15 protein-coding genes and 1 riboswitch are annotated in these 26,122 nt (G+C 40.6%); of the genes, 9 read left to right on the top strand and 6 right to left on the bottom strand.

Features of this window, described 5'->3' with window-relative positions; all coding sequences use genetic code 11:
• Positions 1 to 48 precede the first annotated feature (48 nt).
• The 5 genes from PQ474_RS08880 (at position 49) to PQ474_RS08860 (ending at position 11,419) form a co-directional block, all read left to right on the top strand.
• Positions 49 to 1,539 (top strand): glycoside hydrolase family 32 protein, encoded by a 1,491-nt coding sequence (locus tag PQ474_RS08880; RefSeq protein WP_337956348.1) that lies wholly within the window; start codon positions 49 to 51, stop codon positions 1,537 to 1,539.
• Positions 1,540 to 1,557: 18 nt separating this feature from the next.
• A complete protein-coding gene (locus tag PQ474_RS08875; protein WP_273842079.1) occupies positions 1,558 to 2,175 on the top strand; it encodes a YesL family protein in 618 nt (205 codons plus the stop codon).
• A gap of 121 nt (positions 2,176 to 2,296) precedes the next feature.
• Entirely contained in the window at positions 2,297 to 8,665 is a 6,369-nt protein-coding gene (locus PQ474_RS08870) for a GH32 C-terminal domain-containing protein (protein WP_273842077.1), read from the top strand.
• A gap of 773 nt (positions 8,666 to 9,438) precedes the next feature.
• Positions 9,439 to 10,161 (top strand): PDC sensor domain-containing protein, encoded by a 723-nt coding sequence (locus tag PQ474_RS08865; protein ID WP_273842074.1) that lies wholly within the window; start codon positions 9,439 to 9,441, stop codon positions 10,159 to 10,161.
• Complete coding sequence (locus tag PQ474_RS08860; RefSeq protein ID WP_273842072.1) at positions 10,130 to 11,419, top strand: methyl-accepting chemotaxis protein; 1,290 nt, start codon at positions 10,130 to 10,132, stop codon at positions 11,417 to 11,419. Before PQ474_RS08865 ends, PQ474_RS08860 begins: the two co-directional genes overlap by 32 nt.
• 205 nt (positions 11,420 to 11,624) lie before the next feature.
• Here the strand turns inward: PQ474_RS08860 and PQ474_RS08855 are convergent, their stop codons facing one another.
• The 4 genes from PQ474_RS08855 to PQ474_RS08840 form a co-directional block, all read right to left on the bottom strand.
• Complete coding sequence (locus PQ474_RS08855) at positions 11,625 to 12,689, bottom strand: hypothetical protein (protein WP_273842069.1); 1,065 nt, start codon at positions 12,687 to 12,689, stop codon at positions 11,625 to 11,627.
• Positions 12,690 to 12,852: 163 nt separating this feature from the next.
• Complete coding sequence (locus tag PQ474_RS08850; RefSeq protein WP_273842067.1) at positions 12,853 to 13,413, bottom strand: transposase; 561 nt, start codon at positions 13,411 to 13,413, stop codon at positions 12,853 to 12,855.
• Between the two features lie 58 nt (positions 13,414 to 13,471).
• Positions 13,472 to 14,137: a class D sortase gene (locus PQ474_RS08845; RefSeq protein ID WP_273842064.1), complete on the bottom strand. Its 666-nt coding sequence runs from the start codon at positions 14,135 to 14,137 to the stop codon at positions 13,472 to 13,474.
• On the bottom strand, positions 14,130 to 15,290 hold the full coding sequence (locus PQ474_RS08840; protein WP_273842153.1) for a processed acidic surface protein: 1,161 nt from the start codon (positions 15,288 to 15,290) through the stop codon (positions 14,130 to 14,132). Before PQ474_RS08840 ends, PQ474_RS08845 begins: the two co-directional genes overlap by 8 nt.
• 399 nt (positions 15,291 to 15,689) lie before the next feature.
• Here PQ474_RS08840 and PQ474_RS08835 point away from each other — a divergent pair, with 399 nt between their 5' ends.
• The 4 genes from PQ474_RS08835 (at position 15,690) to PQ474_RS08820 (ending at position 22,555) form a co-directional block, all read left to right on the top strand.
• Positions 15,690 to 18,920 carry a M14 family metallopeptidase gene (locus tag PQ474_RS08835; protein WP_273842061.1) on the top strand — a complete coding sequence of 1,077 codons (3,231 nt, stop codon included), beginning with the start codon at positions 15,690 to 15,692 and terminating at the stop codon, positions 18,918 to 18,920.
• A 407-nt stretch (positions 18,921 to 19,327) separates the two neighbouring features.
• Positions 19,328 to 21,748: a S8 family serine peptidase gene (locus tag PQ474_RS08830; RefSeq protein WP_273842058.1), complete on the top strand. Its 2,421-nt coding sequence runs from the start codon at positions 19,328 to 19,330 to the stop codon at positions 21,746 to 21,748.
• A 349-nt stretch (positions 21,749 to 22,097) separates the two neighbouring features.
• Positions 22,098 to 22,262, top strand: a complete 165-nt coding sequence (locus PQ474_RS08825) for a YwzD family small protein (RefSeq protein WP_273842056.1) — start codon at positions 22,098 to 22,100, stop codon at positions 22,260 to 22,262.
• Between the two features lie 149 nt (positions 22,263 to 22,411).
• The gene (locus tag PQ474_RS08820; protein ID WP_273842055.1) at positions 22,412 to 22,555 is read left to right on the top strand and encodes a hypothetical protein; all 144 of its coding nucleotides are present in this window, start codon (positions 22,412 to 22,414) and stop codon (positions 22,553 to 22,555) included.
• A gap of 204 nt (positions 22,556 to 22,759) precedes the next feature.
• On the opposite strand, the gene PQ474_RS08815 is transcribed toward PQ474_RS08820, so the two are convergent.
• Both PQ474_RS08815 and PQ474_RS08810 read right to left on the bottom strand, forming a co-directional pair.
• Positions 22,760 to 24,193: an alanine/glycine:cation symporter family protein gene (locus PQ474_RS08815; RefSeq protein ID WP_273842052.1), complete on the bottom strand. Its 1,434-nt coding sequence runs from the start codon at positions 24,191 to 24,193 to the stop codon at positions 22,760 to 22,762.
• A 422-nt stretch (positions 24,194 to 24,615) separates the two neighbouring features.
• Positions 24,616 to 24,705, top strand: a riboswitch (cyclic di-GMP riboswitch).
• 829 nt (positions 24,706 to 25,534) lie between these two features.
• On the bottom strand, positions 25,535 to 25,996 hold the full coding sequence (locus PQ474_RS08810) for a hypothetical protein (RefSeq protein WP_273842050.1): 462 nt from the start codon (positions 25,994 to 25,996) through the stop codon (positions 25,535 to 25,537).
• Positions 25,997 to 26,122 lie beyond the last annotated feature (126 nt).

The following is a 26,122-nucleotide window of genomic DNA, read 5'->3' as shown; positions in this document are numbered from 1 at the left end:
ATCTTATTTAGTTTCAGCGAGATATATCTTATATTGGGAGTGGTGATTTTGACATTTACTAAAGGACAAAATAAAGAAAAAACAACTTACTATAGCGAGACATATCGACCGCAGTTCCATTTTACACCGGAAGCTAATTGGATGAATGATCCGAATGGGATGGTGTATTATGCAGGTGAATATCACTTGTTTTACCAATACCATCCACACGGAGATACGTGGGGACCGATGCATTGGGGACATGCGGTCAGTAAAGATATGGTTCACTGGGAGCACCTTCCCATTGCTTTTGAACCAGATGAATTAGGCATGATTTTCTCTGGAAGTGCGGTTGTGGATTGGAATGACACTACAGGCTTTTTCAACGGGAAAGACGGATTAGTGGCGATGTTTACTCATGCGAATGATGGGCTGCAACGTCAAAGTATCGCCTACAGTAAGGATAAGGGGCGGACATGGGAGAAATACGAATGGAACCCAGTCATTGAAAACCCTGGAATCAAAGACTTCCGAGATCCGAAAGTATTATGGCATGAGGAAACCAATAAGTGGGTCATGGTTTTAGCCGCTGGTCAAAAGGTGATGTTTTATTCATCTCCTAATTTAAAGGAGTGGGATTTCTTAAGTGAATTCGGATTAGAAGATGGTGCACATGGTGGTGTATGGGAATGTCCAGATTTATTTCAATTGCCTGTGGATGGAAATCACGATAACAAGAGATGGGTATTGCAAGTAGACTTGGGAGACGGTGCCATTGCGGGTGGCTCTGGTGGTCAATATTTTATTGGAGAATTTGATGGGATAACGTTTACGAATGAAAATGCTCCAAGTGAAGTTTTATGGGTTGATTATGGAAAAGATTTCTATGCGGCTCAATCGTTTTCAGATGTCTCTGAAGAAGATGGCAGAAGAGTGTGGCTAGCGTGGATGAGTAATTGGAAGTACGCCAATGAAGTGCCGACAAACCCATGGCGCAGTGCGATGTCGATTCCTCGGCAGGTTGAATTAATCGAAAATAAAAAGGGTCAAATCAAACTCATTCAAAAGCCTGTTGTTGAACTAGAAGGTTTACGCCAAAAGGTGAAAGAAATCAAGAATGAAGTGGCCTGTGCTGAAAGGAATCTCCTATCTGATGTACAGGCAGATGTGTTTGAACTTGTCGCTGAATTGGAAGATGTAACAGCAACGGAGTTTGGTTTGAAAGTGAGAAAATCAACGGAAGGTCAAGAAACGACCATTGGTTATGAGGTCAAGAGTGAAACATTATTTGTTGATCGTACTCACTCAGGGGAATCTGATTTCAGTGAAGAGTTTAGCGGGAGACACTCTGTACAGATCGCGAAAAAGGATGGAAAGCTGCAACTAAGAATGTTTGTAGACCGTTCTTCAGTAGAGGTCTTTGCTAATGAGGGTGAAGCGGTTTTTACCAATTTGATTTTCCCTGATGAAGAAAGTAAAGGACTAGAATTATATGTGGTAGGTGGAGAGATCAGGGTCCATTCCTTAGTCATCTATCCATTAACCACTACTTGGCGATAACATAGAGGAGGTATTCCGATGAACGGCATGGCAGATGGAGTTTATAAAGTGAGTGATTGGTTCATGCGTTTTGCCTATATTAACGTATTATTTATCTTTTTTACATCCATCGGCCTCGTTCTATTCGGAATCGTCCCAGCGTTTATGGCGATGCTTACGATCATGCGAAAGTGGTTCGCGAAAGAAGAGTTTCCTGTTTTCGCACGATATTGGGATGAGTATAAAAAGGAGTTCGTAAAAGGAAATGGAATCGGGTTTATTTTCTTAGGAGTAGGAAGTTTGTTAGCGTTGAATTTCTATTTTATCCAGCAAATAGACCACGTGATTCAGCTTCCTCTAAAATATGGAATGGTCATGATCACATTCCTATTTGTCATCACCCTTCTTTATGTGTTCCCGATTCGAGCTCAATATAAGATGAGCATTTCGGATTGTATCAAATATGCGTTTATTTTAGGCGTATCTCATCCATTGTCTTTCCTGCTTTGGTTAGCAGGATTATTCCTCATCTTTCTTACACTACGTTTCATCCCAGGATTGATCCCCTTTTATAGTGTTTGTTTAGTAGGAGCATGGTCGTATTGGGTGACAAGTCGTGTTCTTACAAAAGCAGATTCCTTTTTAAGTAACAAATAAATGTAGGTATTTTATGAATGTCTACTGGAACAAGAAGACGTAATCGATTCCTATTCTTTGCGTATCGATTACGTAACCAGAAAAATGAAAGCGGTTTCTAAAGTGAGGAGGGGTCATTTTTATGAGAGTAAGGCGGTTCAAAAAGTCATTGCAATTATTTCTCACGATTTTACTAGTAAGTCAGTCCTTTATGGTGTATCCAGTCTCCATTCAAGCCGAAGAGCATCCGGCTGATACGAATTTTCCAAACGAAGTAGAGAATCCTGGTTTTGAAACTGGCGATTTAACAGGTTGGACCGTAGAGGGGGATGCGTTTGGACAGGACAGTGTCTCGAATGATACGATTTGGTGGGGCGAAGAAATTCCTTTTAATCAAGAAGAAACTTATTTCTTGAATGGATGGGCTTATCCCGAGTCTGAAACGGGTAAAGTAACATCATCCACGTTCAACTTAAGTGGTGCGGGATGGATTACCTTTAAGCTTGGAGGAGGAAAAAATATGGATTTGGTTCATCTCAATGTCTATGACGCTGATACGGATGAACTTCTCGCTAGATACGGGAATACAGAATTCTGTGATTGTCATTTTCCTCATATTGAAGAGGGGATGAATTTGGCCAATCTCGTTCCATATAGAGCGGATTTATCTCCTTATCTTGGAAGAGACCTTTATTTTGAGATTGTAGATAACGCTAAGGAAGATTGGGGCATGATTTTTGCAGATGCCTTTTTTACCTACCACGAGAATGCCCCAACAGAAGGGATAGAGGCGGTTAACTTGGTTTCTCCACCTCCTCCTGAAGAAGAAAAGGAGCCTGAAGAAATAGAAGAACCAAAAGAACAAGAACCAAAAGAACAAGAATCGAAAGAACAAGAACCGAAAGAACGAGAACCAAAAGAACAAGAACCGAAAGAACAAGAACCAAAAGAACAAGAACCTGAACAAAAAGAACAGGAAGGAGCTAAAGATACTGTTTTGACAGGATATTATAAAGAAGCATTTAGACCGCAATTTCACTTCACACCCGAAGAAAATTGGATGAATGATCCAAATGGAATGGTGTATTTGGACGGAGAATACCACTTGTTTTATCAACATAATCCCAATGAAAACGTTTGGGGGCCGATGTATTGGGGGCATGCCATCAGCACAGACTTAGTAAACTTTGAGCACCACCCGATTGCGTTATATCCAGATGAACATGGCTTTATTTGGTCTGGTAGTGCGGTTGTCGATGAGAAGAACACGAGTGGTTTTGGGAATGGGGATCAACCACCATTAGTCGCAATCTTTTCATATGAGTTAGGGAATGACAATCAAACGGTAGGTTTAGCTTATAGCAACGATAAAGGGAGAACATGGGAAACGTATGAAGGGAATCCTGTCGTTGGGATGCCGGCTGAAACGAAAGTAAGCAATGGTGGAGAAGGAGTTTTCAGAGATCCGAAAGTGTTTTGGAATGAGGAAAAAAATGAATGGGTCTTTGTGATCACATCAGGAAAACGAGTAGACTTTTACACTTCACCCAACTTAAAAGAATGGACAAAAGTCAGTCGTTTTGAGAATCCTTCTGTCAATGGAGATCTTGGCATTTGGGAATGTTCAGATCTCATTCCGTTACCTGTCACAACAGAAAACGGAATAGAAGAAAAGTGGGTTCTTATTACAAGTGTAGCAAAGGGTCCGACTGGCGGACCGGCGATGGGTTACTTTATTGGAGAGTTCGATGGAGAGACTTTTATCCCAGATGAAGAAGAAATCAAGTGGCTAGATTATGGGGCAGATATATATGCGGGTGTGACATGGAGTAACACACCAAACGATCGTCCTCTATTACTTGGTTGGATGAGTACACCGAAATATGCTGGCGATACACCGACGGATCCTTGGAGAAGTGCGATGACGCTACCAAGAGAGCTACGTTTAGAACAAACAGATAAAGGGATTGTCTTAGCGCAATCACCTGCTCATGAGTTTGAGAGCTTACGAGGCGAAAAAAGCAGCTGGTCAGATGAGGTAGTCGATCATTCGAACACACTTCTTTCTGGCATTAACGGGGATACGTTAGAAATTATTGCTGAAATTGATCTAACTAGAACAACGTCCGAGGAATTTGGATTTCACGTCAGAAAAGATGGCGCGGAGTATACAGCGATTGGCTATGATCAACAGTCTAATCAAGTGTATGTCGACCGGACGAATTCGGGAATAGTCGATTTTCATTCAGACTTTGCGGCGAAACATACGGCACCATTCGACGGTAATGAAGAGACGCTAAAGATGCATATGTTTATTGATCGATCTTCAGTTGAAGTGTTCTTTAACGATGGAGAAGTGGTATTTACGGAACAGATCTTCCCTGACCCCAATAGCAAAGGTATTGAATTAGTTGGGGATAGCGGCGAAATCTATCTTAAAAATCTAGTAATCTATCAATTAAATAGTGCTGAATTTACACCAGGGTATAAAAATGAATTTAAACGAAGCTATGGTCATTTCCCTAGTGAAATGGATGTTGAGAGTTTACCAACGGATATTGAGAATGCGAGTTTTGAAACAGGCGATTTGACTGGATGGACGACTCATGGAAGTGCCTTTAATGGTGTCGTAACGGATGAGACGAACTTCTGGGGTGGGCCGTTTAATCAAGAAGGGACGTACCATGTGTGGGGATTTGCGGGTGCGAACAATGATGATCGCTCTGACCAACGCACAGGTGTGATGAAATCTAGTTTATTTAAGTTAGATGGAAATGGAACGATTAACTTCCTGGTGGCAGGTGGCCAAGATTTGAATCGCCTATACGTGTCACTAGTAAAGGCTTCGACTGGGGAGGAATTATTTAGAACAACGGGTAGAAATACAGAGCAATATCGTCGAGTCTCATGGAATGCTTCAGAACACTTAGGTGAGGCGATGTTTATTAAAATGGTCGATCAGCATTCTGGTGGCTTTGGTCACATTAACGTCGACGATTTTAACGTATTCAACTCAAGCGAGGATGTCCTACCAAACGATATTTTAAATCCGGGGTTTGAAACAGGAGATCTTACGGGATGGACGGTATTAGAGGGAACGTATGATGATGACGATGTGACATCAGAAGTAGATTACTCGCATCCTGAACCGATTAATAAAGAAGGCGACTATCACCTCTGGGGGAAGGATCATAAAACAGCTCAAATTAAGTCTAGTCATTTTGTGCTAGCAGGTACGGGAGAAATTACCTTTTTAATTGGCGGCGGTAACGATATTGACAACCAATACGTGGCTTTAATGAGCGCTGCTGATGATCAAGAGTTGATGCGACAAACGAATGAATGGTTTGATGATTCAGAGAACTACCACAGAGTCACGTGGGACGCTTCTGATTATATTGGAAAGGAATTGTATCTCTTAATCGTTGACAACGACGACTCTGGTGGTTGGTCACACATAAATGTCGATGATTTTAACGTCTTAAACCATGGGATGGTGTCTCATTGGTCCTTTAACGAAGGCAAAGGTCATTTTGCCAAAGACGAGGTCACTGGAGTTAAAGATAAAATTGATTATATTTTCAATGAGGCAGTCGATAAACCTTCAACAGATCCTCTTTGGAGAGATGGGATCATCGGTAGTGGTTTATTATTTGATGGTTACTCCACCTATATCGAAAGAGAGGCAGCTGAGTTCGCCAAAGTTACAGATGCCCTGACCATTGAAGCGTGGGTTGCCCCAAGAGCCTATGAGTGGGGGAGCGAAGGGAAAAAATCGGTGATTGTGAACCAACATGATCCTGGTAAGAATGAAGGCTTTATTTTAGGGATGGGAAGACATGGTAGCTGGTCATTTGAAGTAGGAATGAACGGCGAGTGGATTGAACTTTGGGCGGATGAAAACAAGCCATTAGAAAAGTTTAAGTGGTCCCATATCGTTGCGACGTATGATAAGAAAACGAGTGAAATGAAGTTGTATTTAAATGGAGAGGTAGTAGGATCGACAAAAACCCCATTGAATACGACGGTTACGCCATCAACAGAGCCACTTATCATTGGGAAGCATAACTACCCAGCCATTATTAATGGTACATTTACAGCGAATATGTTTAACGGATTAATGGATGAAGTGAAAGTTATTAATGATTCCTATAGCGCTGAGAAGGTTAGTGAGATTTATAACGAGTATGTGAGTGCTTTTGAAAATGGCGAGCATCCAACTCCGAATCTAGCAATGGATCGTAGTCGCTTTGACGGAGATCGTCATCGACCACAGTATCACTTTATTTCACCTGAACATTGGATGAATGAGCCACATGCTCCCTTTTATTTTAATGGGAAATACCATATCTTTTATCAGCATAACCCACAAGGTCCGTATTGGAACCATATTCATTGGGGACATGCGATCAGTGATGACATGGTTCATTGGGAAGATATGCCGGTTGCGCTTGCTCCGGATGGAGGTTCTGTCACACCGGATGGAGTATGGTCGGGAGATGCAACCTTTGATGCAGACGGTCTACCTGTTTTATTATTTACAGCGGGTGACGACAGCAAATTTCCAAATCAAATGACGGGTCTAGCAAGAAGTACCTTTGCAGAAGACGGCGATGTCAAGTTACCAAATTGGAAAATGAATGAGGAGCCTGTAACGGTTCAAGCACCAAACTTAAAGGCAGATGAAGGTGAAGTTTGGTATGGACAATTTAGAGATCCGTATGTGTGGAAAGACGGGGATACATGGTATCAATTAGTCGGTTCTGGAATTAGAGATGGCGACAAAAGTGTCGGTGGTACAGCCCTGCTTTATACATCAACAGACTTAGAAAATTGGACATATGAAAAGCCGTTTTTAGTTGGCGATTACGCGAACTACCCTGAGACCGGCCAAGTATGGGAGCTGCCTGTTTTCTTACCTTTGAACGATGAAGAGGGAAATGAAACAGGAAAGCATGTCCTTTTTATCAATCCCTGGTATGAAGGCTATAGCCCTCACAATGTGAAATATGTATGGCATTGGATTGGAACATGGGATCAGGATAACCTTGAATTTACACCTGATCATTCTGAGCCAAGAATCTTTGATAAGGGTGAACATTTCACGGGTCCAAGTGGGTTTGTCGATCAAGATGGTCGTTCGATCTTGTTTAGTATTGCTCAAGGGAAACGATCGGAACAAGCTCAGCATGATGCAGGTTGGGCGCATAATGCCGGTTTACCATTAAGCCTTACTTTACGGGAAAATAATGAACTCGGAATTGAACCAATTGAAGAGTTACAAGAACTTCGAACCAAGCAATTAGCTTCATTTAAGAATCAAAAGATCTCTAAAGCAAATGAGCTATTATCAGACGTTCAAGGAGATCTATTAGAGATTATCCTAGAAGTAGACAATCATAATGCAAGTGATTTTGGCATTAAAGTAAGACGTAGTGCGAATGGCGAAGAAGAAACGCTCATCTCTTATGACTATGAGAATTCGATGTACACGATTGATCGCAATAAGTCTAGTTTAGATAAGGATGTTCGAAAAGGGGTTCAAGGAGATGTGATGGACCTAGGTGGCGAGAACTTGAAGCTTCATATTTATTTAGACCGATCGATGGTAGAGGCGTATGCGAATGGGTATAAGAGCCTTACATCACGAGTTTATCCAACTCGTTTTGATGCACTAGGACTAGAGCTATGGAGTGAAAATGGTAAAGTCACCATTAAGTCAATGGAAGTGTGGGAACTAGGCTCTGCTTATGGCGAAACCGTACCGGCCCATTGGCCAGATGTCGAAGAAGTTCCAGAACATAAACAGCTACCCAATCACGATTTCCAGACAGGAGATCTGACAGGATGGATGGTGGAAGAAGGCCATGCTTTCACAGATGACCATATTACCAATCGCTATGATTGGGGCTGGGGTGGTCCATTTAACCAAGCGCACTCGGCTGCTGACCCGAACCATTATCATTATTGGGGATTCCACCCTGATCATGGTGGAGATGGGGCCACGGGAGTGATGAAATCACAAGACTTCATACTAGGCGGCAATGGTCAAATTGATTTCTTAGTAGCAGGTGGAAACATCATGGATCAATTGTATGTCGCTTTAGTAAGAGCGTCTGACGGTGAATATTTAATGAAAGCAACAGGCCATAACTCTGAACAATACCGAAGAGTAAAATGGGATGCATCTGCCTATATCGGAGAAGAGTTATATGTCAAAGTGGTTGACCGAGCAACAGGTGGTTGGGGTCATATCAACATTGATAATGTGAATGTTCAAGTAGACCCTGCTACACAATTTGATTTGACAGGCCTAGAAGTAGAAGAAGAGCAAGAAGAAGTGGAGGAAGGTCAGTCTGTTCACGGTTTACCAAATGGCAAGGTTATTTTCAAAGGAGGGAAAACACCTGTTCACTTACCTGGCAATCAAGCCAAAGGTCTAACGAAAGCGAAAGAGAACGTTCAATCCAAAAAGACAAAACTTCAGCCATTTAAAAGGCTGGAGAAGTAGGAAGGAGCATTTGCCCTCCTGCTAATGAAATAGAAAGGCTGTTTTCGTAAAGATTGTTGCTATGAAATCGTTTTTCCTGGTAGTGAAATGGAGCGGAAGTCACTCGACTCCTGCGGGATGCAGAGGTAGGGGCGAGACCCCACAGGCGCAGCCGAGGAGGCTCGGCACCTCCTTAGCAGGAAAGCGAGTGGCTGGAGCGCAATGGAACGAACATGTGAAGGACACGTAAGTCATAAAAACAACAAAGTATGCGAAAACAGCCAAAAGAAAAGAACCGTAGCTCAGTTAATGGGTTACGGTTCTTTTGATAGAAGGTTTGATCGGCAATCGCTGTCGCATTGGATAACACCTCTATTTAAGGATTCGTTATAAGTGCGGGATTAAATTTATGTGGGATCTGCTACTGAAGTGATATTTTAAAGATCCGAACTGAAAAACGTCTATAAGTCGTAAAAGTTAAATAATTAAAAAGTTAACGCTATAACTAACTCATTTTCTGCCGATATAAATAACAACTAAAAGAATGGAATGGTATAGAACTAGAAGTCTAGGTATTTTGGTTTTATCATCCCATACAAGAGGGGCAAGCAAAGGGTGAAAAACGTATTAGTTCGTATTTTTCAAATCGGTTAGCAGGAACGATTCTCTTGTTTTTAGTTAGTGCTGGCACTTACTTAATTGCCTATCCATTAAAAGGAGAAGCGGAAGAAACATATTAATTGATCATCTTAGTAAGTGAACAGAAATTTTATGAAAACATACGGGGGATTTATATGATTCGAACATTACGATTCAAACTGATTATCTTATTTCTTTTCATTGGATTAGTGCCTTTAGGGCTTACGTCGGCTATTCTATATTCGATATCGAGTCAGGCTCTGATTGAAGAGGGAGAAAAAGGGTTAGAAGAAATTAGTATAAGTACGGGGGATGCGATCGAGCAGTGGTTTGAAAAACGTGTAGGGGAAGTCGGGTTAGCGGCGCGAACCGATAACATGAAGTCATTAGATGAAAAACAACAGCTATCCCTTGTGAAAATGGTGAAAGAACAATCCAATTCCTATGAAACGGTTGTGTTCACGGGAACAGATGGCGTCGTTAGAGCGCATACGACAGAAGAAAACATCGGGACTTTAAATCTAGCGGACCGGGATTATTTTCAAAAAGGAATGAGTGGAGAATCGTTTATTTCAGACGTTCTTACCTCTAGAGCGACAGGCAATCGAATTGTCGTGGTTGCGGCTCCAGTTCAAGGAGATAATGGTGACATACTAGGTGTGATGTCGGCCTCTGTTAATTTTGAGCAACTTGTTAGTGAATTTATTAATGGGAATCACAGTCAAGATTTGATTCCTGTTTTACTTGATAATCAAAATGTGATTCAGGCTCACCCTGTATCTGAATGGGTAGGACTAGAATTGAGTGAATCTGGTTTGTCCCCAGAAGTAAAAGCATTGATGGAGGGTGGGAGGTCAGACGGGGCATTCTTTATTTAAGGACCAAGGCCAAGAATTTATCATGGCGTATTCGCCGATTGAATTAGCGGGCTATCAATTATTCTTGTATACTCCTTTAGAAACGGTGCTTTCGAGTACAGACGCCCTTAAAAAAACGACCTTATTAATGCTGGGAATTTGTTTCATTGTCATTATCGCGATCGCTACGTTCTTCGGTAATTCGATTAGTCAGCCGATTCATCGCATAACGAAACATGTCGAGCAAATTGCGGAAGGCCATTTAACGGCAGACGCTTTAATGGCTACAAGTAAGGATGAAATTGGAACGTTAACAGCAAGCATTAATAAGATGTCGGTGAATTTAAAAGAATTGATTCATGACGTAACGAATAATGCGGAGTCTTTGGCGGCACATGCCGAGGAATTAACGGCTAGTGCGGAGGAATCGAAAAAAACAACCGAGCACATTACCTCATCGATTCAACAAATATCAAGTGGCGCAGAAACGCAAAGTGAACAAGTTTCTGAAAGTGCACGAGCATTAGAAGAAATGACAGCGGGGATCCAACAAATTGCCGAGTCCTCATCTGAGATTGCGGAAACGTCTTCTGCGACGATCGATAAGGCGGAAGTTGGAGGAAAGTCTGTTGAAAAGACGGTTGAACAGATGAGATCGATTCAATCATCTGTAGAAGCTTCCAACGAGTCGATCTTTTTGCTCGACGAACGCTCAAGAGAGATTGGCAAGATTGTTGAAATCATTACCGGAATCGCTAACCAAACGAACCTGCTCGCGCTCAATGCGGCGATTGAAGCTGCTCGGGCAGGAGAGCATGGGAAAGGCTTTGCCGTTGTGGCAGATGAAGTTCGAAAATTAGCTGAAGAATCGAAGGAATCATCTGATCAAATTAAAAGGCTGATTAGCGAAATTCAAATAGACATGGCTCAATCATTAGAAGGCATGATGAAAGTGACAAAGGATGTATCAGATGGATTGGTGTTAGCCGATACAACCCAATTGAATTTTAACGAAATCATCGAAACGACCAAATCCGTCACAGAGCAAATCGACAGCATGGCAGCAACAGCGGAGCAACTATCTGCAGGAGCCCAACAAGTCACAGCCACGTTCTCTGTCATTTCGGACATTTCTAGAACGGCTTCAGCCAGTACACAAGAAGTTGCTTCTGCTTCAGAAGAACAACTTGGATCCATGGATGAAGTAGCTTTATCGGCCGAATCACTAAGTCACATGGCGTTAGAATTAAGAGAGATGGTGAAGAAGTTTCAGGTGTAGAGGAAGAACGCGTTCCAGGCACTACATTTAAGAAGGTTATAAGAAGAAAATGAGAACCGTAGCTCAGTCAATGGGCTACGGTTCTTTTGTATAGAATGGGTGGCTGCTATGGATTTTTGATAGATGACTTAGTTTAAAAGAACTAGGTATCCTCATTACATATTTTTGTTACTAGATTTTACAAAATATAAAATATGTTCAAACGTCAGCGTGCCAAAGATCCTAATATGTTTTGCTGCCGATTTTGCACGACGTTTATTTGATAAACTTGTTCGTCCAACAAAGGCAATTTCAACTCTATCTGCTTTTTAATACGCGCATCTAGGGGAAGCTTCTGAATACTTTCAATAGAATAATATAGTGGCTTGCGGACTCTATCTAACAAGGCATCTTGATCCTTGTTCGAACAAGATAGAACGAACTCTCTTTGTTCAGAAGTTAAAGAATGCAACTGTTCTTGTCTTTGCTTAGCAAGTTTCCATGCGCTTATTTCTTGTTTTTGTCGTTCGAGAAGGGGGAGATGTAACTCAATTTGTCTTCGGGTGGTCTCCTCATATTCTGAAAGGTCGTCCTCTAGAAAAAAGCAGTGTGCTAGTCCATCTTCAGTGGATAGAAGCAATTCTCTCCGATCTTCTTGATTCAATTTTGAAACAAACTGCTGTTGTTCAATCGTTAATCGTTGAAACAGAGATGATAATTTCTTTTCTTCCTCGTATCGGGCGTGAAGCCGCTCAACCAGTGCAATCTGGTGGTCGGATAACGGAAGTCCTAATTCATATTGGTCGATGATGTCCTGAGGGATTGATACATGCATATACGAAACTAGAGGGTAAAATAGATTCTTTTTGTATTTAACTAATATGTCATCTCTTTCTAGGTCGATCGCATACATCCCGTTTTTCACATCTTTGATCACATTAGAAGGAAGAGAGAGGTAGTTTTCAAAGCAATTCTCCCCTAAATGTCGGACGGTCCCTTCTGTTATATTTTCGATGATGTATTGAAACCGAATAGATTGACCACAGTCACATTTATGAGGTCGCTTTTTATATCCCCCATCCAATAGATCTACTAGCACCCAATCCTCAAGTCTTTCTTCAATCTCTTCGTTGCTCATTTTTTCGTCTATGTTTATTCCTTTGTAGTTTGCTAGCACTTGTAACCATCGGCTTTTCTTTTTCACTTTCATTCTCTGTGTAAGAAAGGAGACTTGCTGCTCATTCAACTGGCTCATGACAGATTCTACTTCTTTTTGTGCAAGGAGTACCATGGGGTCGACACCTCCATTTGTAGGGATTCTATTAGAATTCTATTAAATGGTTATGCGGTGGGTAGGGGTTTTAGAACGCGTTCCAGGCACTACATTTAGACAATAACGTTGGTTTGTCTACGTGAATTGGACTCTAAAGAGAAAGCTACCTCTTTACTAATGATTAGATCAAAGGGAAATCAGGTAAAACGTCTGGCTGTTCAACGAATTGTTTATAGTGATAGGCTTGGGGTTTTGGGAAATAGGATAAGATTCGTTCAAGTTGAACGTGGTTATTTTTTTCAAGGGAGATGTAGGCGCGGTAGCTGCTGTAGGGGTAATGTTCTGGTTTTTTGACCATTTTTGCTTCATGGGGGTTGAGGTGAATGTATTTACTGACATCAAGTTCATATTGCTTGGAATCAATAAGTTCTGCCCCGTATCGTCCTTGAAAAACGTGCCCTACATAATCGTGTTTTTTATTGAAGTATTTTGCATATTTTGAGTTTAAAAGATACATGATTTTGTCAATAGGGTCATTTAACGTTTGGAGTTGAAGGTGAACATGATTGGTCATTAGGCAATAGGAGAGTAGATGAAAGGGATAGCGGGCTCTAGCATCTTCAAGCAAGTCCATGTACATCAGGCGGTCACCTTTGTCTAAAAAAATGGCAGATTTGCGATTGCCGCGGGTCGTAATATGATACATCGCTTGAGGAAACCATATTCGTTTTTTTCTAGGCATAGCAGTGCTCCTTTTTTGGGTGGGATGATTAGTGGGTGCCTGGCACCCACTAATCAATCTAGTCCAACGTTTTCTGCTCATTTCCTTTTAACTCAGCGACTAGTATATAACGCTCGGGAGCTGCGCCAATGAAATCGAAGGGGTAACAAGTGGAGACAGTTAGCGTTGCTCGAGGCTTTGGAACAATGACGGTGCGATCATCTTCATCGACAATCCGGACTCTTTTCACCTTGTACGTAAAGGTTCCGCTTCCTGTTGTTACAATTAATAGATCATTTTCTCCAACCTCACCAAGTTTGCGAAAAACAGTATCTCGGTGCCCAGACAAAACAGAATTATCATTTTCGCCAGGGAGTACACTTCCCGCAAAGTGACCGACTCCTTTATCGAGTTCATCTTCATCAGTACCGTGGTAAATCGGAAGTCTTGCTTCTAGTTTAGGAATATAAAGCTCTCCCATTAGTTCTCCTTTTTCAGGATAAAGTGGATAGGGGGAGGAAGAGTTAACCGTCTCGAGAGTTTCTTCAGGCTCGGTAAGGACGGTTTCGGTAAAGACGGTTTGATCCACAGCAGCACTTTCTGTTTTAAACAAATAGTAGCCTTTTAGAAACTTATAAGCATTTGTACTGGAAAACCAAAGTCCCAATACGACCATTCCACCACATAAGGAAAGAAGAATGAGGGATTTCATTCTTCTCTTTGTTCTAGCATTTCTTTTATCCATGTTTGACTTTAAAACGGCGATAAATGAGTAAACCTGCCATTGCTAATGCAAGGCCTGATGCTGTGTTGACAACATAGTCAGTAGCGGTTTTAGGCAACTTCGCCCCTTTTTCTGTTTTCTTAACGGGTTTGTCTGAATTTTTTTTCACGATAGCTTTTTCCACGATCGTTTTTTCCATTTCCTTTAAATCATTTCCTGTTTCGATGATTAATTCTGGGCCAAACATGTCAGCCGTAAAGAAAAGGTCGGCAAGAAATTCACCTTGCTTATTGTAAAATTCAATTAACAGACCATACCCCTCAGTGCTTGTCATCGTGATAAGCTGTTGGATGGAGACAGGATTCTTTTCGTTTTCTTTGACAAGATAGTATTTCACATCAAGCTCAAAGAGGTTTAAAAGCTGATTGAAAATATCTAATAGCTCAGCCAATTGTTCAGGTGTCACATCAGATGGATCTTCAAAATCTTCAAAAGCCATCAATCGATTTCCTAGTTCTTCTAATTTATCTAAAAAGGCAGGATTGGTATAATCAAGTGACTCAAAATGCTCAAACAGTCTTTCTAACTCTTGATCTGTTAAACCTATTAAGCTAAAAAGGTCATCAATATCTGAAAAATCCACATCAGACCCATATAAATAAAAATCAATTGCCCACTCTAGGTCTTCGATATGCTCATAGTTTTCTAGAGAATCACCATTGTCTTCTAATAAGTTAATTAATTCATCAAGGGTTAAACCATAATCATTTAATAATTGTTGTAAGCTATCATCCGTAATCGGTGTTAAATGGTAAAAATAAAGATCAAAATCTAAATCATCATAAAACTTGTAAACACTCAAAATCGTTTCTCCGGCATCTAATTCTCCATTTTCAACAAGCAGGGCAGTCGCTTCTTCTAACGTTAATCCATGTTCAGCAAGCAGTTCGTGCAGGCTTGTCTCTGTTAAAACAGGCCCAAGAAAATCCTTGATCTCTTCAACGCTATCAAAATCAGAGATGGTTAGTTCATAGAAGTCCAAATGTTCTTCTAATTGTTCTTGTGTCCATCCAAGCTCAGTTAAATAGGTTTGCAGGTCAGAAGATGATGGTGCGGCCAAGCTAAACGAAGGGGATACAACCAAACTAAAAACAACTAAAAACGACATGATCATGCCTTTCACTTAACATTCCTCCTGAGGTTAAATAATGAAATCTAGAATATTATAATCTGATATTCTGAAAATAGATAGTAAATATTTAGGATATTTTTAAAATTTTTGGGGTGCCAGGCACCTCAAGCATAACATTTTATAAATATACAATTACGAATACCCCGAGACTTACGAACTAATTGCATTAGATCTTGAAGATCGTCTTCAAAACCTTCTTGTGGAAGTGGGTAGATTGTGGTTGTGACGCATTTTGTCGAATGTATCTATAAAACTGATTATGTTTAGTAATTGAAAAAAATGTCGAAAGAAAAAATATGATTTTTGTATAATTATTATTTCAAATATCGAAATACTTTGGTATGTTATTTGAGTGAATAAATCATAGAAAGGAAAGATTATATGAAGAAAGTTTTAAGTGCGTGGGTAGCCATGGTTTTGTTGCTAGCAATGATCATATCGACTTCGTTTTCCGTTCTAGCAAATGAAACGGTAGAAACGAATGAGATATTGGAATTGGAGGTAAGTCAATCTTTATTCTCCATTACCGAAGCTCGAACGGTCGAGGTTCAAGCTGATTTTGGTGAGAACGTTGACTTAAGTACTTTAGAATTTACATTTGGAGGGAAAAGCCTTTCTGAATGGAAAAAGTGGAGTAACGATACCACCTATAATGGAGCCCCTTTTATTACGGTAGTAGAGGATCCTCACTTTGTTGATGGCACAACGGTCGTCAAAGCGACATTGGAATTTGATAAAATATATGGTGATACGAATCTATCAAACCGAACGATTCGTGTTCAGTATCAATCATTCATTGGCGACTATGAGCTAGCTCTAGTAAACTCTGAAAGCGATGAAAAGGCTGCAACAACGGTGAAGTTGAATGTGTATGACGAGTTTCTTTTTTATGAAGAATTGAAACCAACGATCGATCACGTGTTTGCAGAAGTAAACGCCGATCCAGACAACCAGCGCTATTTAGAATATCAAAGCGTTGGAACGTCTGCTCGGGGACGTGATATTCATTTCGTTATTTTAGCAAGAGATCAAGAAGCTGTAGATACATATTTAAATGAAACATTACCGACAGCACTAGAAGATCCCGCTAGCTTACTAGAAAAGCTAGAAAATGGAACAATGGGTGACTATCAAGTTCCCATTTGGTTTAACAACATTCACCCTGATGAAGTGGAAGGTGTGGACGCTCAGGTAGAGTTATTTAAAAAGTTTGCGCTTGAAGAAGAAGTTACATTTGATACGGTTCGTGAAAATAATCAAGAAGAGTCCGTTACATTAAATGTAGATGATGTTTTAGATGATGTAATATTCCTGTACATGTTTACAAATAACCCGGATGGTAGGGTGGCAAATACGAGATCTAATGCGAATGGCTTTGACTTAAATCGCGACAATGCCTACCAAACACAAGTGGAAACACAACAAGTGAATGAAGTGATTTCAACATGGACGCCACTATCATTTCTAGATATGCATGGATATGTGAATGGATTTTTAATTGAGCCAGCGACACCGCCTCATAATCCGAACTTTGAGTATGATTTACTATATGACAATTTGCTAGGTCAAGCTCATGCGATGGGACAAGCTGGGGTAGGAAGCTCGGCGTTAGACTCATATTTCATTCCGAAACTAGATTGGGGCAGTGGTTGGGATGATATGACACCGGCCTATACAGCGATTTATGCCATGCTACATGGTTCCTTAGGCCATACGATTGAAGTTCCAACATTAAGCCAGGACTCTATGCATGCAATGGTAGGTACAGGATTAGGTGCGACATGGTTTGTGACGGAAAATAAAGATGATTTGTATGCACAACAGCTTGAGATCTTCAACCGTGGAGTAAAAGGAGAAGACAATCGCGCTGTTGATAAGCATTATGTTAATGCAACAGGGGAATCGATTGGACGTGTGAGAGGGGAACATGATCATTTCTTCCCGGATTACTATGTCATTCCGACTGATGTAAAAGAACAAAAAAACAATCTTGAAGCTCATAAAATGGTAGACTATCTACTTCGTAACGGCGTAAAAGTGGAACAAACGACGAAGAACATCCAGGTCGGTGAAACGATGTACCCGAAAGGAACATTCATCGTTCCTATGAATCAAGCTAAACGCGGTTTAGCCAATGCGGTGCTTTACTCAGGTGACGATGTATCAGACTGGAATGCGATGTATGATCCAATCGTGGTCAACTTCCCGGCATTAAGAGGTTTTGATCTTGATGAAGTCCGCGCAGCAGGTGTGTTTTCTAATCAAACAACGGTTGTAGAAAACGTAACACTTCCAACGGGGGATGTAACTGGTCAAACACCGAAGCAAGTCTTGAAAAATACGAATAACGACACGATTAAATTGATAAATGAGCTTCTTGCAGCTGGAAAAAATGTAGAGGTTGCGATGGAGACGAACGAGCGCGTGAATAAAGGTGACTTTATTGTTGAAACGAAGGATCTTCGTTCATATGAGAATACGTATTATTTTGAGACCTTGCCATTAGGAAATGGACAGAACGTAAAGACCCATAAACAATCACAACCGAAAGTGGCTGTCACTGGCTCTGCACAGTTGAATTTTTCGTTAAGAGAGTTAGGTTTTAACTTAGTCGATCAAAATAATGCGGATGTTATTGTTAGTGATGGAGCGAGTTTTAATGAAGGCAATGTAACGGGAAAGACTTTTATAGGAATGGGGCGTTCTGCGCTGAATGCTGTAAAAAATAGTGGAATTCTAGCTGGTTATAATTATGATTTTACTAGATCAGATCACGAAGGTCTTTTGAAAACAAATGTTACTGATCACCTATTAACTTCAGGTTATCAGGAAGAAGAACTTTTATACGTAACAACAGGTTCTTGGATTACTTCAGTCCCTGAGGGAGCAGATGTATTAGCGACAGTAAGTGACAGTGATGACTTCTATGTAGCGGGCTGGTGGCCAGGACACGAAAGAGCTCAAGGGCAAACTCTAGCATTTACGCAAGAGCTTGAGGATACAACGATTACTCTATTTGCGAACTCGTTAGCCTTTAGAGCACATACAGAACATAGCTATCGTTTGCTAGCAAACAGCATCTATGCTTCTGTAGGTTCTGAAGTTGAACAGAAAGGTAAAGCCAAAGGGCTAGCAAAAGGTACAAAAGTGACAGTAGATCGTAGCAAGGTCAACATGGAGAAAGGGAATAACAAAGTGAACACGAACGTGGCGAAAGGTGCATTCAAAAGCGCAGTTGCAACGAACGAACGTGTGGATCGTGTTACTTTAGCAGTTGAAGGTGAAGCTACTGACAATGTCATTGAAGTTCAGCTTCTAGCAAGTGAGATGAAAGAACTACAAACCTCACAGCCTCATGCGAGATTTGAGATTCAAACGGCAACAGGATCGTATGTCATCCCAGTAGCTGACTTTGATTTAGGCAAAGTAGCGAAAAACAAGAGGAAAGACTTCACGATCTCTATTAACATCGTGATTCAAGAAGAAGTACTCAATGAGGGAAGAGAGCTAGAAGAAGTGACAGTTGACAATAGTCATGTGACGGTCTCTGCTTTAGTAGGGAATGCAGTAGTTGAGATTATGAGCTTTACGACTTTTGTTGAGAAAGACTAATTAATAGTGACGAGTGCCTAGACTCTAATGGGGGTATTGACATGAAGTGGCTTTGACCGAGTGTTTGATGCACTCGGTCTTTTTTGGTGTTTTGGCAAGTCTTAATTAGATCATTTATCACGGTGTCTTCTTTTAGTGACAGCTAAGAAAAAATACCTAGAGAATCGAAATATATGCTTCGATTTCCGAAGTGATTTGTTTAAATAGGTATTTTGGGTTGAAAAATCACTCGATTTTGATCGAAAGTTTCAGTCTATAGTCTCAGAGGAGAATGGCAAAATAAATAGTATTTAGAGTGTGGTAATAAATTTTGAACATTTTTTACCTATTCTAGTACTTTGGAGGTGAGTGAGTAGGATTGAAGATTAGGAAGACTATTAAAGAAAATGAGAGGGTGTTTGGTTAGAATGCATAGGAAAAAGTCAAAGTTACTCATTAGTTTTTTAGCAATTGTCTTATTATTATCAACGTTTAGTATGGGAGCGTTTGCCAATACAAGCCAAAACGCAACAGAACTGCGAACAGCTGAGCTGTTTGGTGAGATTGATCTAGCTTCATCAGCTCGAACAACATTCATTGTGGAACTTGAAGCAGAATCTATGGTTGAAGCAAAACAAAAAGGGAAAAGCCAATCAAAAGCAAAACTAGCTTCTGAAAGAGGGAAAGTAGTTGCAGATCTTCAAAACAAAGTAAAAAACGCAAAAGTGAATCGAGAGTACGACCATGTTTTCTCTGGATTTTCTGTTGAACTACCGGCTAACAAAGTAACAGAAGTTTTAACAATTCCAGGAGTAAAAGCCGTTTATCCAAACGTAGAGTATACGGTCGATGCTCTTGAAGTCGATCCTGAAGTATTCAATCCAAACATGTTAGAAAGTGCGCCATTTATTGGTTCGGATCAAGCATGGGATGCCGGGTTTACTGGTGATGGGGTAACCGTAGCGGTCATTGACACAGGTACAGACTATACGCACCCAGATTTAGCACATGCATTTGGTGATTATAAAGGGTGGGACTTTGTCGATAACGATCATGATCCACAAGAAACGCCTCCTGGTGATCCACGTGGAGGATCAACCAATCATGGTACCCACGTAGCAGGAACCGTTGCGGCAAATGGTGCTATTAAAGGGGTAGCTCCAGATGCGACATTATTAGCTTACCGTGTACTTGGACCTGGTGGTAGTGGTTCGACAGAAAATGTTGTCGCTGGTATCGAGCGTGCCGTACAAGATGGGGCTGACGTTATGAACCTATCTTTAGGAAATTCGCTAAACAACCCTGACTGGGCTACTAGTATTGCGTTAGACTGGGCAATGGCTGAAGGGGTCGTGGCTGTTACATCGAACGGAAACAGTGGTCCTAACAATTGGACAGTCGGTTCACCTGGTACTTCTCGAGATGCGATTTCTGTAGGTGCAACTCGCTTACCTTACAACGTATATACTTCTGAAATTTCCACATCAGAAGGGATTGAATATCCTTCAGCAAAAGTAATGGGCTTCCCAAGTGATGACGAATTACTTAAGCTAAATGAAGGAGAGTTTGAATTGGTTTATGCTGGTTTAGGTGCTGCAGCTGATTTCGAAGGAAAAGATTTCACAGGGAAAATTGCCCTAATCAGTCGTGGAGAATTCGCATTCGTTGATAAAGCGACTAACGCGAAAAATGCAGGTGCAGTGGGTGCGATTATTTTTAACAACGTTGCCGGGGAGCATGCAGATGTTCCAGGAATGGCTGTTCCAACGATCAAGACGACTCTGGATGATGGACAAAGATTACTTGCTGAGCTAGAGGCGGGTAACCATACAGTGTCATTTGATATTGTGTTTGATAAAGAAGTGGGTGAAACAATGGCAGACTTCTCATCCAGAGGACCCGTTACTTTCACTTGGATGATTAAGCCAGATGTTTCAGCACCAGGTGTCAACATTACAAGTACGATCCCAACACACAATCCAGATGATCCACATGGATATGGAGCATTCCAAGGAACGAGTATGTCTGCTCCACACGTAGCTGGTGCAGCGGCCTTAATCTTAGAGGCACATCCTACTTGGGGAGTAGATCATGTGAAAGCAGCCTTAATGAATACGGCTGAAGACGTGATTGATCCTGCAACAGGCAAAGTGTATCCACATAACAGCCAAGGTGCAGGTAGTATCCGTGTACTAGATGCGATTCAGTCAGATACGCTTGTTACTTCTGGAAGTCACTCCTTTGGTAAGTTTGTGAAGGACACTGGTAACCAAGTAGAGAGACAAAGCTTCACGATCAAAAACCTTTCTGACGAAAGCAAACACTACAGCTTTGATGTTGAATTTGCTGGAAATCCAGAAGGTATCAAAGTGATGACAAGTAATAACCTAAAGATACAAAACGGCAACACACAACAAGTTAATTTCAATGTGCTAGTAAATACAGCAAAACTAGATCCAGGATATTATGAGGGGACAATCAAGGTTAACGATGGATCATCAACCATTGATGTACCAACGATCCTGTTTGTAGGGGAGCCTGATTACCCACGTGTAACAGGAGCTTTCCTCGGTAAAGAAGACGATCATTATGATGTAGGATCTTATTTACCAGGTGGAGCGGAAGTGCTTGCCTACGATATGTACGAATTCGACGCTGTTAATGGAGCGATCGGAGCACCGATCGGAACAATTGGTGAATTTGCGAATGTACCAGCACCTATCCACGAATTCACCTGGAATGGACAGGTAAATGGAGAGGTTCTTCCAAACGGCGACTATGTCCTAGCTGTTTATGTTAAACAAGCAGGTGTTGAAGAGTACAAAGCTTATTTAATAACTAAAGAGTAATCCATAGATTTTAAGAACACTCCAAGTGGATATTCCGCTTGGAGTGTTTTTTAATGCGTAATTGGACGGTACCGTGTGCCTGTCGAAAAATCAGTAGGGAAGCTTTTTAGGAGGATGCTGTGACTACTATTTCCTTTGGTGAAAAGTGAAAGGAAGAAAGTGACTAGACTCAATAGTGAATGGTTAAGGTGCAAACCACAGGTATCCCTCGAAATTTGTCGATGGATAGTTCTTAAAGTTCGGCCATTACAGTGATAGAATGAGAAAGTATTTTAATAAAGAGAGTTAGCAGCAAAAAGTGTTCTCCTATGCGAATTAAAATGAAAAGAGATTGGGTGACAGGAAAGAAATGAGTGCGGTAAAAGATGTCGAAATATTAACACAACAACGTCTGTTAAAAATCTTAGAAGATTCCTATAAGAAAGGGACTGAATCGACTGATGTGAATTCAAGACAACTGGTCGAGGATATAGCTACATTCTTAAAGCCATATGTAAAATCAGTCAGGAACTAGTTAATGAGCCTTAAGCCATATAACTTGGATCGCAAGTTGTGTCGCTTAGGGCTTTTTTTATATTAACAATGTAAAAGTTCGGTAAATTTTCTGTCAATGTAAGTGGATTTTTGAGATCGTATTGTATGATTAAACCTGAGGTGATGAAAATGTCTAAAAGTGAGTTATTATCTGATTTATTGAATAATTTTGAAAAAAAGTTAAACCGAAAATTAGAGTTAGAAGAAATTGAGGTTTTGCAAATGGCTATTGAACGATTGGATGTTGAAAAAGGATGTCCACAGCTTCATTAATTGAGCGAACCTTCATCTTATCTTCCAACCTTAAAATGTGAGGTTATATTACCATTGAAATAGATAAATATTCTTATTTTTAAAGATATAACTAAAGCTAATACAGGACTATCTATTATCGTTGATAACCGTTGTTCATGAAAGAAGGAGCTTACCCTTTTAATAGATAAGCTCCTTCTTTTTAAAGATTAGATACAAACTTTCTTATTCATTACCCTTTTGTTCAAAATCACTCTTCTTCCAATGCTCGACATTCTTTAAGCCTGGAATGGATGTAGCTAAGAATTCAGGATTCTTTCCTGCTTTTCGTTGCTTACCATAATCAGCTAAAGCAGCAAAAGCAAACTTCCCGAGTAAGAAGATGACAAGAATATTCATCAAGGCCATCAGTCCCATTGTAAAGTCAGCCATATCCCACACGAGGCTGAACTCCGCAATTGCTCCGAATAGAACCATACCAATCGCAGCCAAACGGTAAATCATAACAGATGTTTTGCTCTTTTTAATAAACTCGATATTCGTTTCACCATAATAATAGTTTCCAATAATCGAACTGAAGGCAAACAGGAAAATCGCAATCGCAACAAAAATACTAGCCCATTCACCAATTTGTGAAGCTAACGCGTTTTGCGTTAATTCTATTCCGACTGCTCCTGAGGCAAAATCTCCTGATAATAGAATGATTAGAGCTGTTGCACTACAAATGATTAGGGTATCGACAAATACACCTAATGACTGGACTAAGCCTTGCTTAGCTGGGTGGCTGACATTTGCAGTGGCAGCTGCATTTGGTGCACTACCCATACCGGCTTCATTCGAGAATAACCCACGCTTAATCCCCATCATCATCGCAGCACCAATTCCACCACCAACGGCTTGCTCTAGACCAAATGCACTTTCAAAAATAAGAACGAACACACTTGGAATCGCAGTAAGGTTCATGATGATCACAATGAAGGCAACGAATAAATAAATAAGCGCCATGACCGGTACAACAACCGATGTCACTTTAGCAATGCGTTGAACACCACCAAAGATGATGATCGCCGTTAAAATAGAAATGATGACACCGATGACCATCGTATCGGAACCAAAAGCACTATTCATTGCGAGTGCAATCGTATTTGACTGAACCGAGTTAAAGACAAGCCCGAAACAAAATGTAATTAAGATCGCAAAGATAATCCCTAACCATCTAGCTCCTAAAGCTTTTTCCATATAATAAGCAGGACCACCACGGAAAGCCTCTCCGTCTTTTACTTTATAGATTTGAGCTAATGTACTTTCCACAAATGCTGTCGCGGACCCTAAAAGGGCAATAACCCACATCCAAAAAATGGCCCCAGGACCACCAAGAGCAATAGCCGATGCCACACCAGCTAGGTTTCCTGTACCCACTCTTGATGCCGTACTAATCGTAAATGCTTGAAAACTAGAGACACTGTTCTTTCCAGCCTTTACCGTGTCTTTGTCGGTAAGAAGACGGAACATTTCACCAATGTATCTGAACTGAACAAAACGAGATGCAACCGTGAAATAAATTCCGGCAATGATTAATAAAGCAATTAGCAGGTAACTCCAGAGAATATCATTTCCGACAGAAACGATATTTTCAACAATCCTAGTGATAAATTCCATTATAGCTTCTCTCCCTTTAAAAGTTTGTGATCTTGCTGAAGCGATTGAAAAAAAAAGACCGCTTTCCTATTATAATAAGAAGAAAGAGAGAAAAGCTAGGATTTTTATTATTTTCATATAATTTAGATAGTTCAGTTATCTATAGTTATGGAAAAATGTGATAGAGCTGGGGACACTGCCCCACTAGGCTTTACCGCTAACCTTTATCCATTCAAACATGCTCCATGAGGACATAATAGGAGCATATATATGTAATTATAATAGAGGAATGATTGAGTCACTACTACTTTTGCGTGTTGCCTGCCCTTGAAAACAAACCCTATTACCACAGTGGAAAAGGTCTAAATGTCGAATCATGTCATAATGTTTGGAACGAAGGGGGATTCACACGGATAGGAATTCAATTTACAATTAAAAGTAAATGTAGGGAAAGGCAAACCTGCTGAAAGGCAGGGGCGCAAAACCACAGATCTAAGGTAACGTTGTAGTACTAAGATGGCTGGGTTGCCACACGAAGGAAGGTTCGAGGATGGCACACTACTATATGAAGGAAGTTTGGACTCCCTTAAAATTAATTGGTATTAAGTTTTATAAGGCGGAAGACCACCTATTTATTAAAGTCTTTAATAAAAAGCGAAGGAAAATTAATATATAAAACAGGCTTATAAAATACTCTTAACATACCTCCGGTTATAACAAAGCCAACATCATTTGATAGAGGTATTAGAAGATATATAATAAGAACTGCTCGTTTCACGTACAAACAACCAATAGAGGAATTTTCCGCGGCAGATAATCAATCGCAAAAAACACAAAGAAGCTCAAAGCGACACTACTTGTAAGCAATACAAGTCTTGCCGCTTGAGCTTCTTTCGTTTTTTTACTGAAAAAATGAAATCGGTTTGTCCTTCATAATCGGATGCTCGTTAAAATCAAATTTCTGCACAAAATTACAATTGGCGCATGCTCTCCCTATTTGCTTGTTCGTGAGAGGGTTTTTATAGTAAACTTCTTCAAAATGGCATACAGGACACTCAGAAAGGATCTTTCTCTGACCCAAAACGAAATCTAGTAAGTTTTCGAAATACATAATCCTCACCTCGTTCACGGCTTCTCCTTCACTTTAACAAATGAAGAAAGAGAAGTAAGGGGAAGGTTGTCATGATCAGAGAGTTATTACGACAAAAGGTGGGGGGATTTACGTTGGCATCGATCTAATAGAGAAAAGAAGCGAGCTACATGTTTGTAGCTCGCTTCTTTCCATACAAACCTCACTGTTTACAAGGGGAAAGATCGTCATACAAACAGAATAACGACCTTTATTAAATGATCTGTGGACAGCTAGTAATCATAATCCCAAAGCACATACCAGTCTCCATCTTCTTTGACCGTAAATACGTTTTGTTTAATGGAGAATCGACCAAATGCACTCTTATATGTTTTGGTGACCGGGATTTTATATACTTGATCAAGTGGTTCGTGGTTAGCAGACATTTTCCAGTTGTTGATTTTCGATGATTTGCCGAATTCAAGGTCAAAGGATTCTACGCCAAAGTGATTGACAAAAATGTGACTCCGTTGATCAATATAACGATCTCTTGTAAAACGTTCCTTCATATAAGGGTGAAAGAGCTCATAGGCATTCCAAAATTCCTGTTTTTGTTCATGCTTGTAAAAGGCTTTGACGACATTTATGCCACTATGGCTTGGAATGATAGCAATAAGTAACCCAATACCAAGAACGATGGCACTTCCTATTATGATTAGTTGCACGAAACGCTGTTGCTGATTTCTCATTCTCATGCTGGGCCTCCGATCTTCTAAGTGCTTGTGCTTTGTACTAATTTATGTGAGAGGGGGTTGTCTTACCACAAATTAACGGAAAGCGTTGTTTGGGGTGCCAGGCACCCCAAACAAAGAAACGCCGTC

Source organism: Halalkalibacter alkalisediminis, from assembly GCF_028610705.1.
GTDB classification, from domain to species: domain Bacteria; phylum Bacillota; class Bacilli; order Bacillales; family Bacillaceae_D; genus Halalkalibacter; species Halalkalibacter alkalisediminis.
The sequence above is the reverse complement of the archived record's forward strand: the minus strand, read 5'-3'. Positions and strand labels throughout refer to the sequence as shown.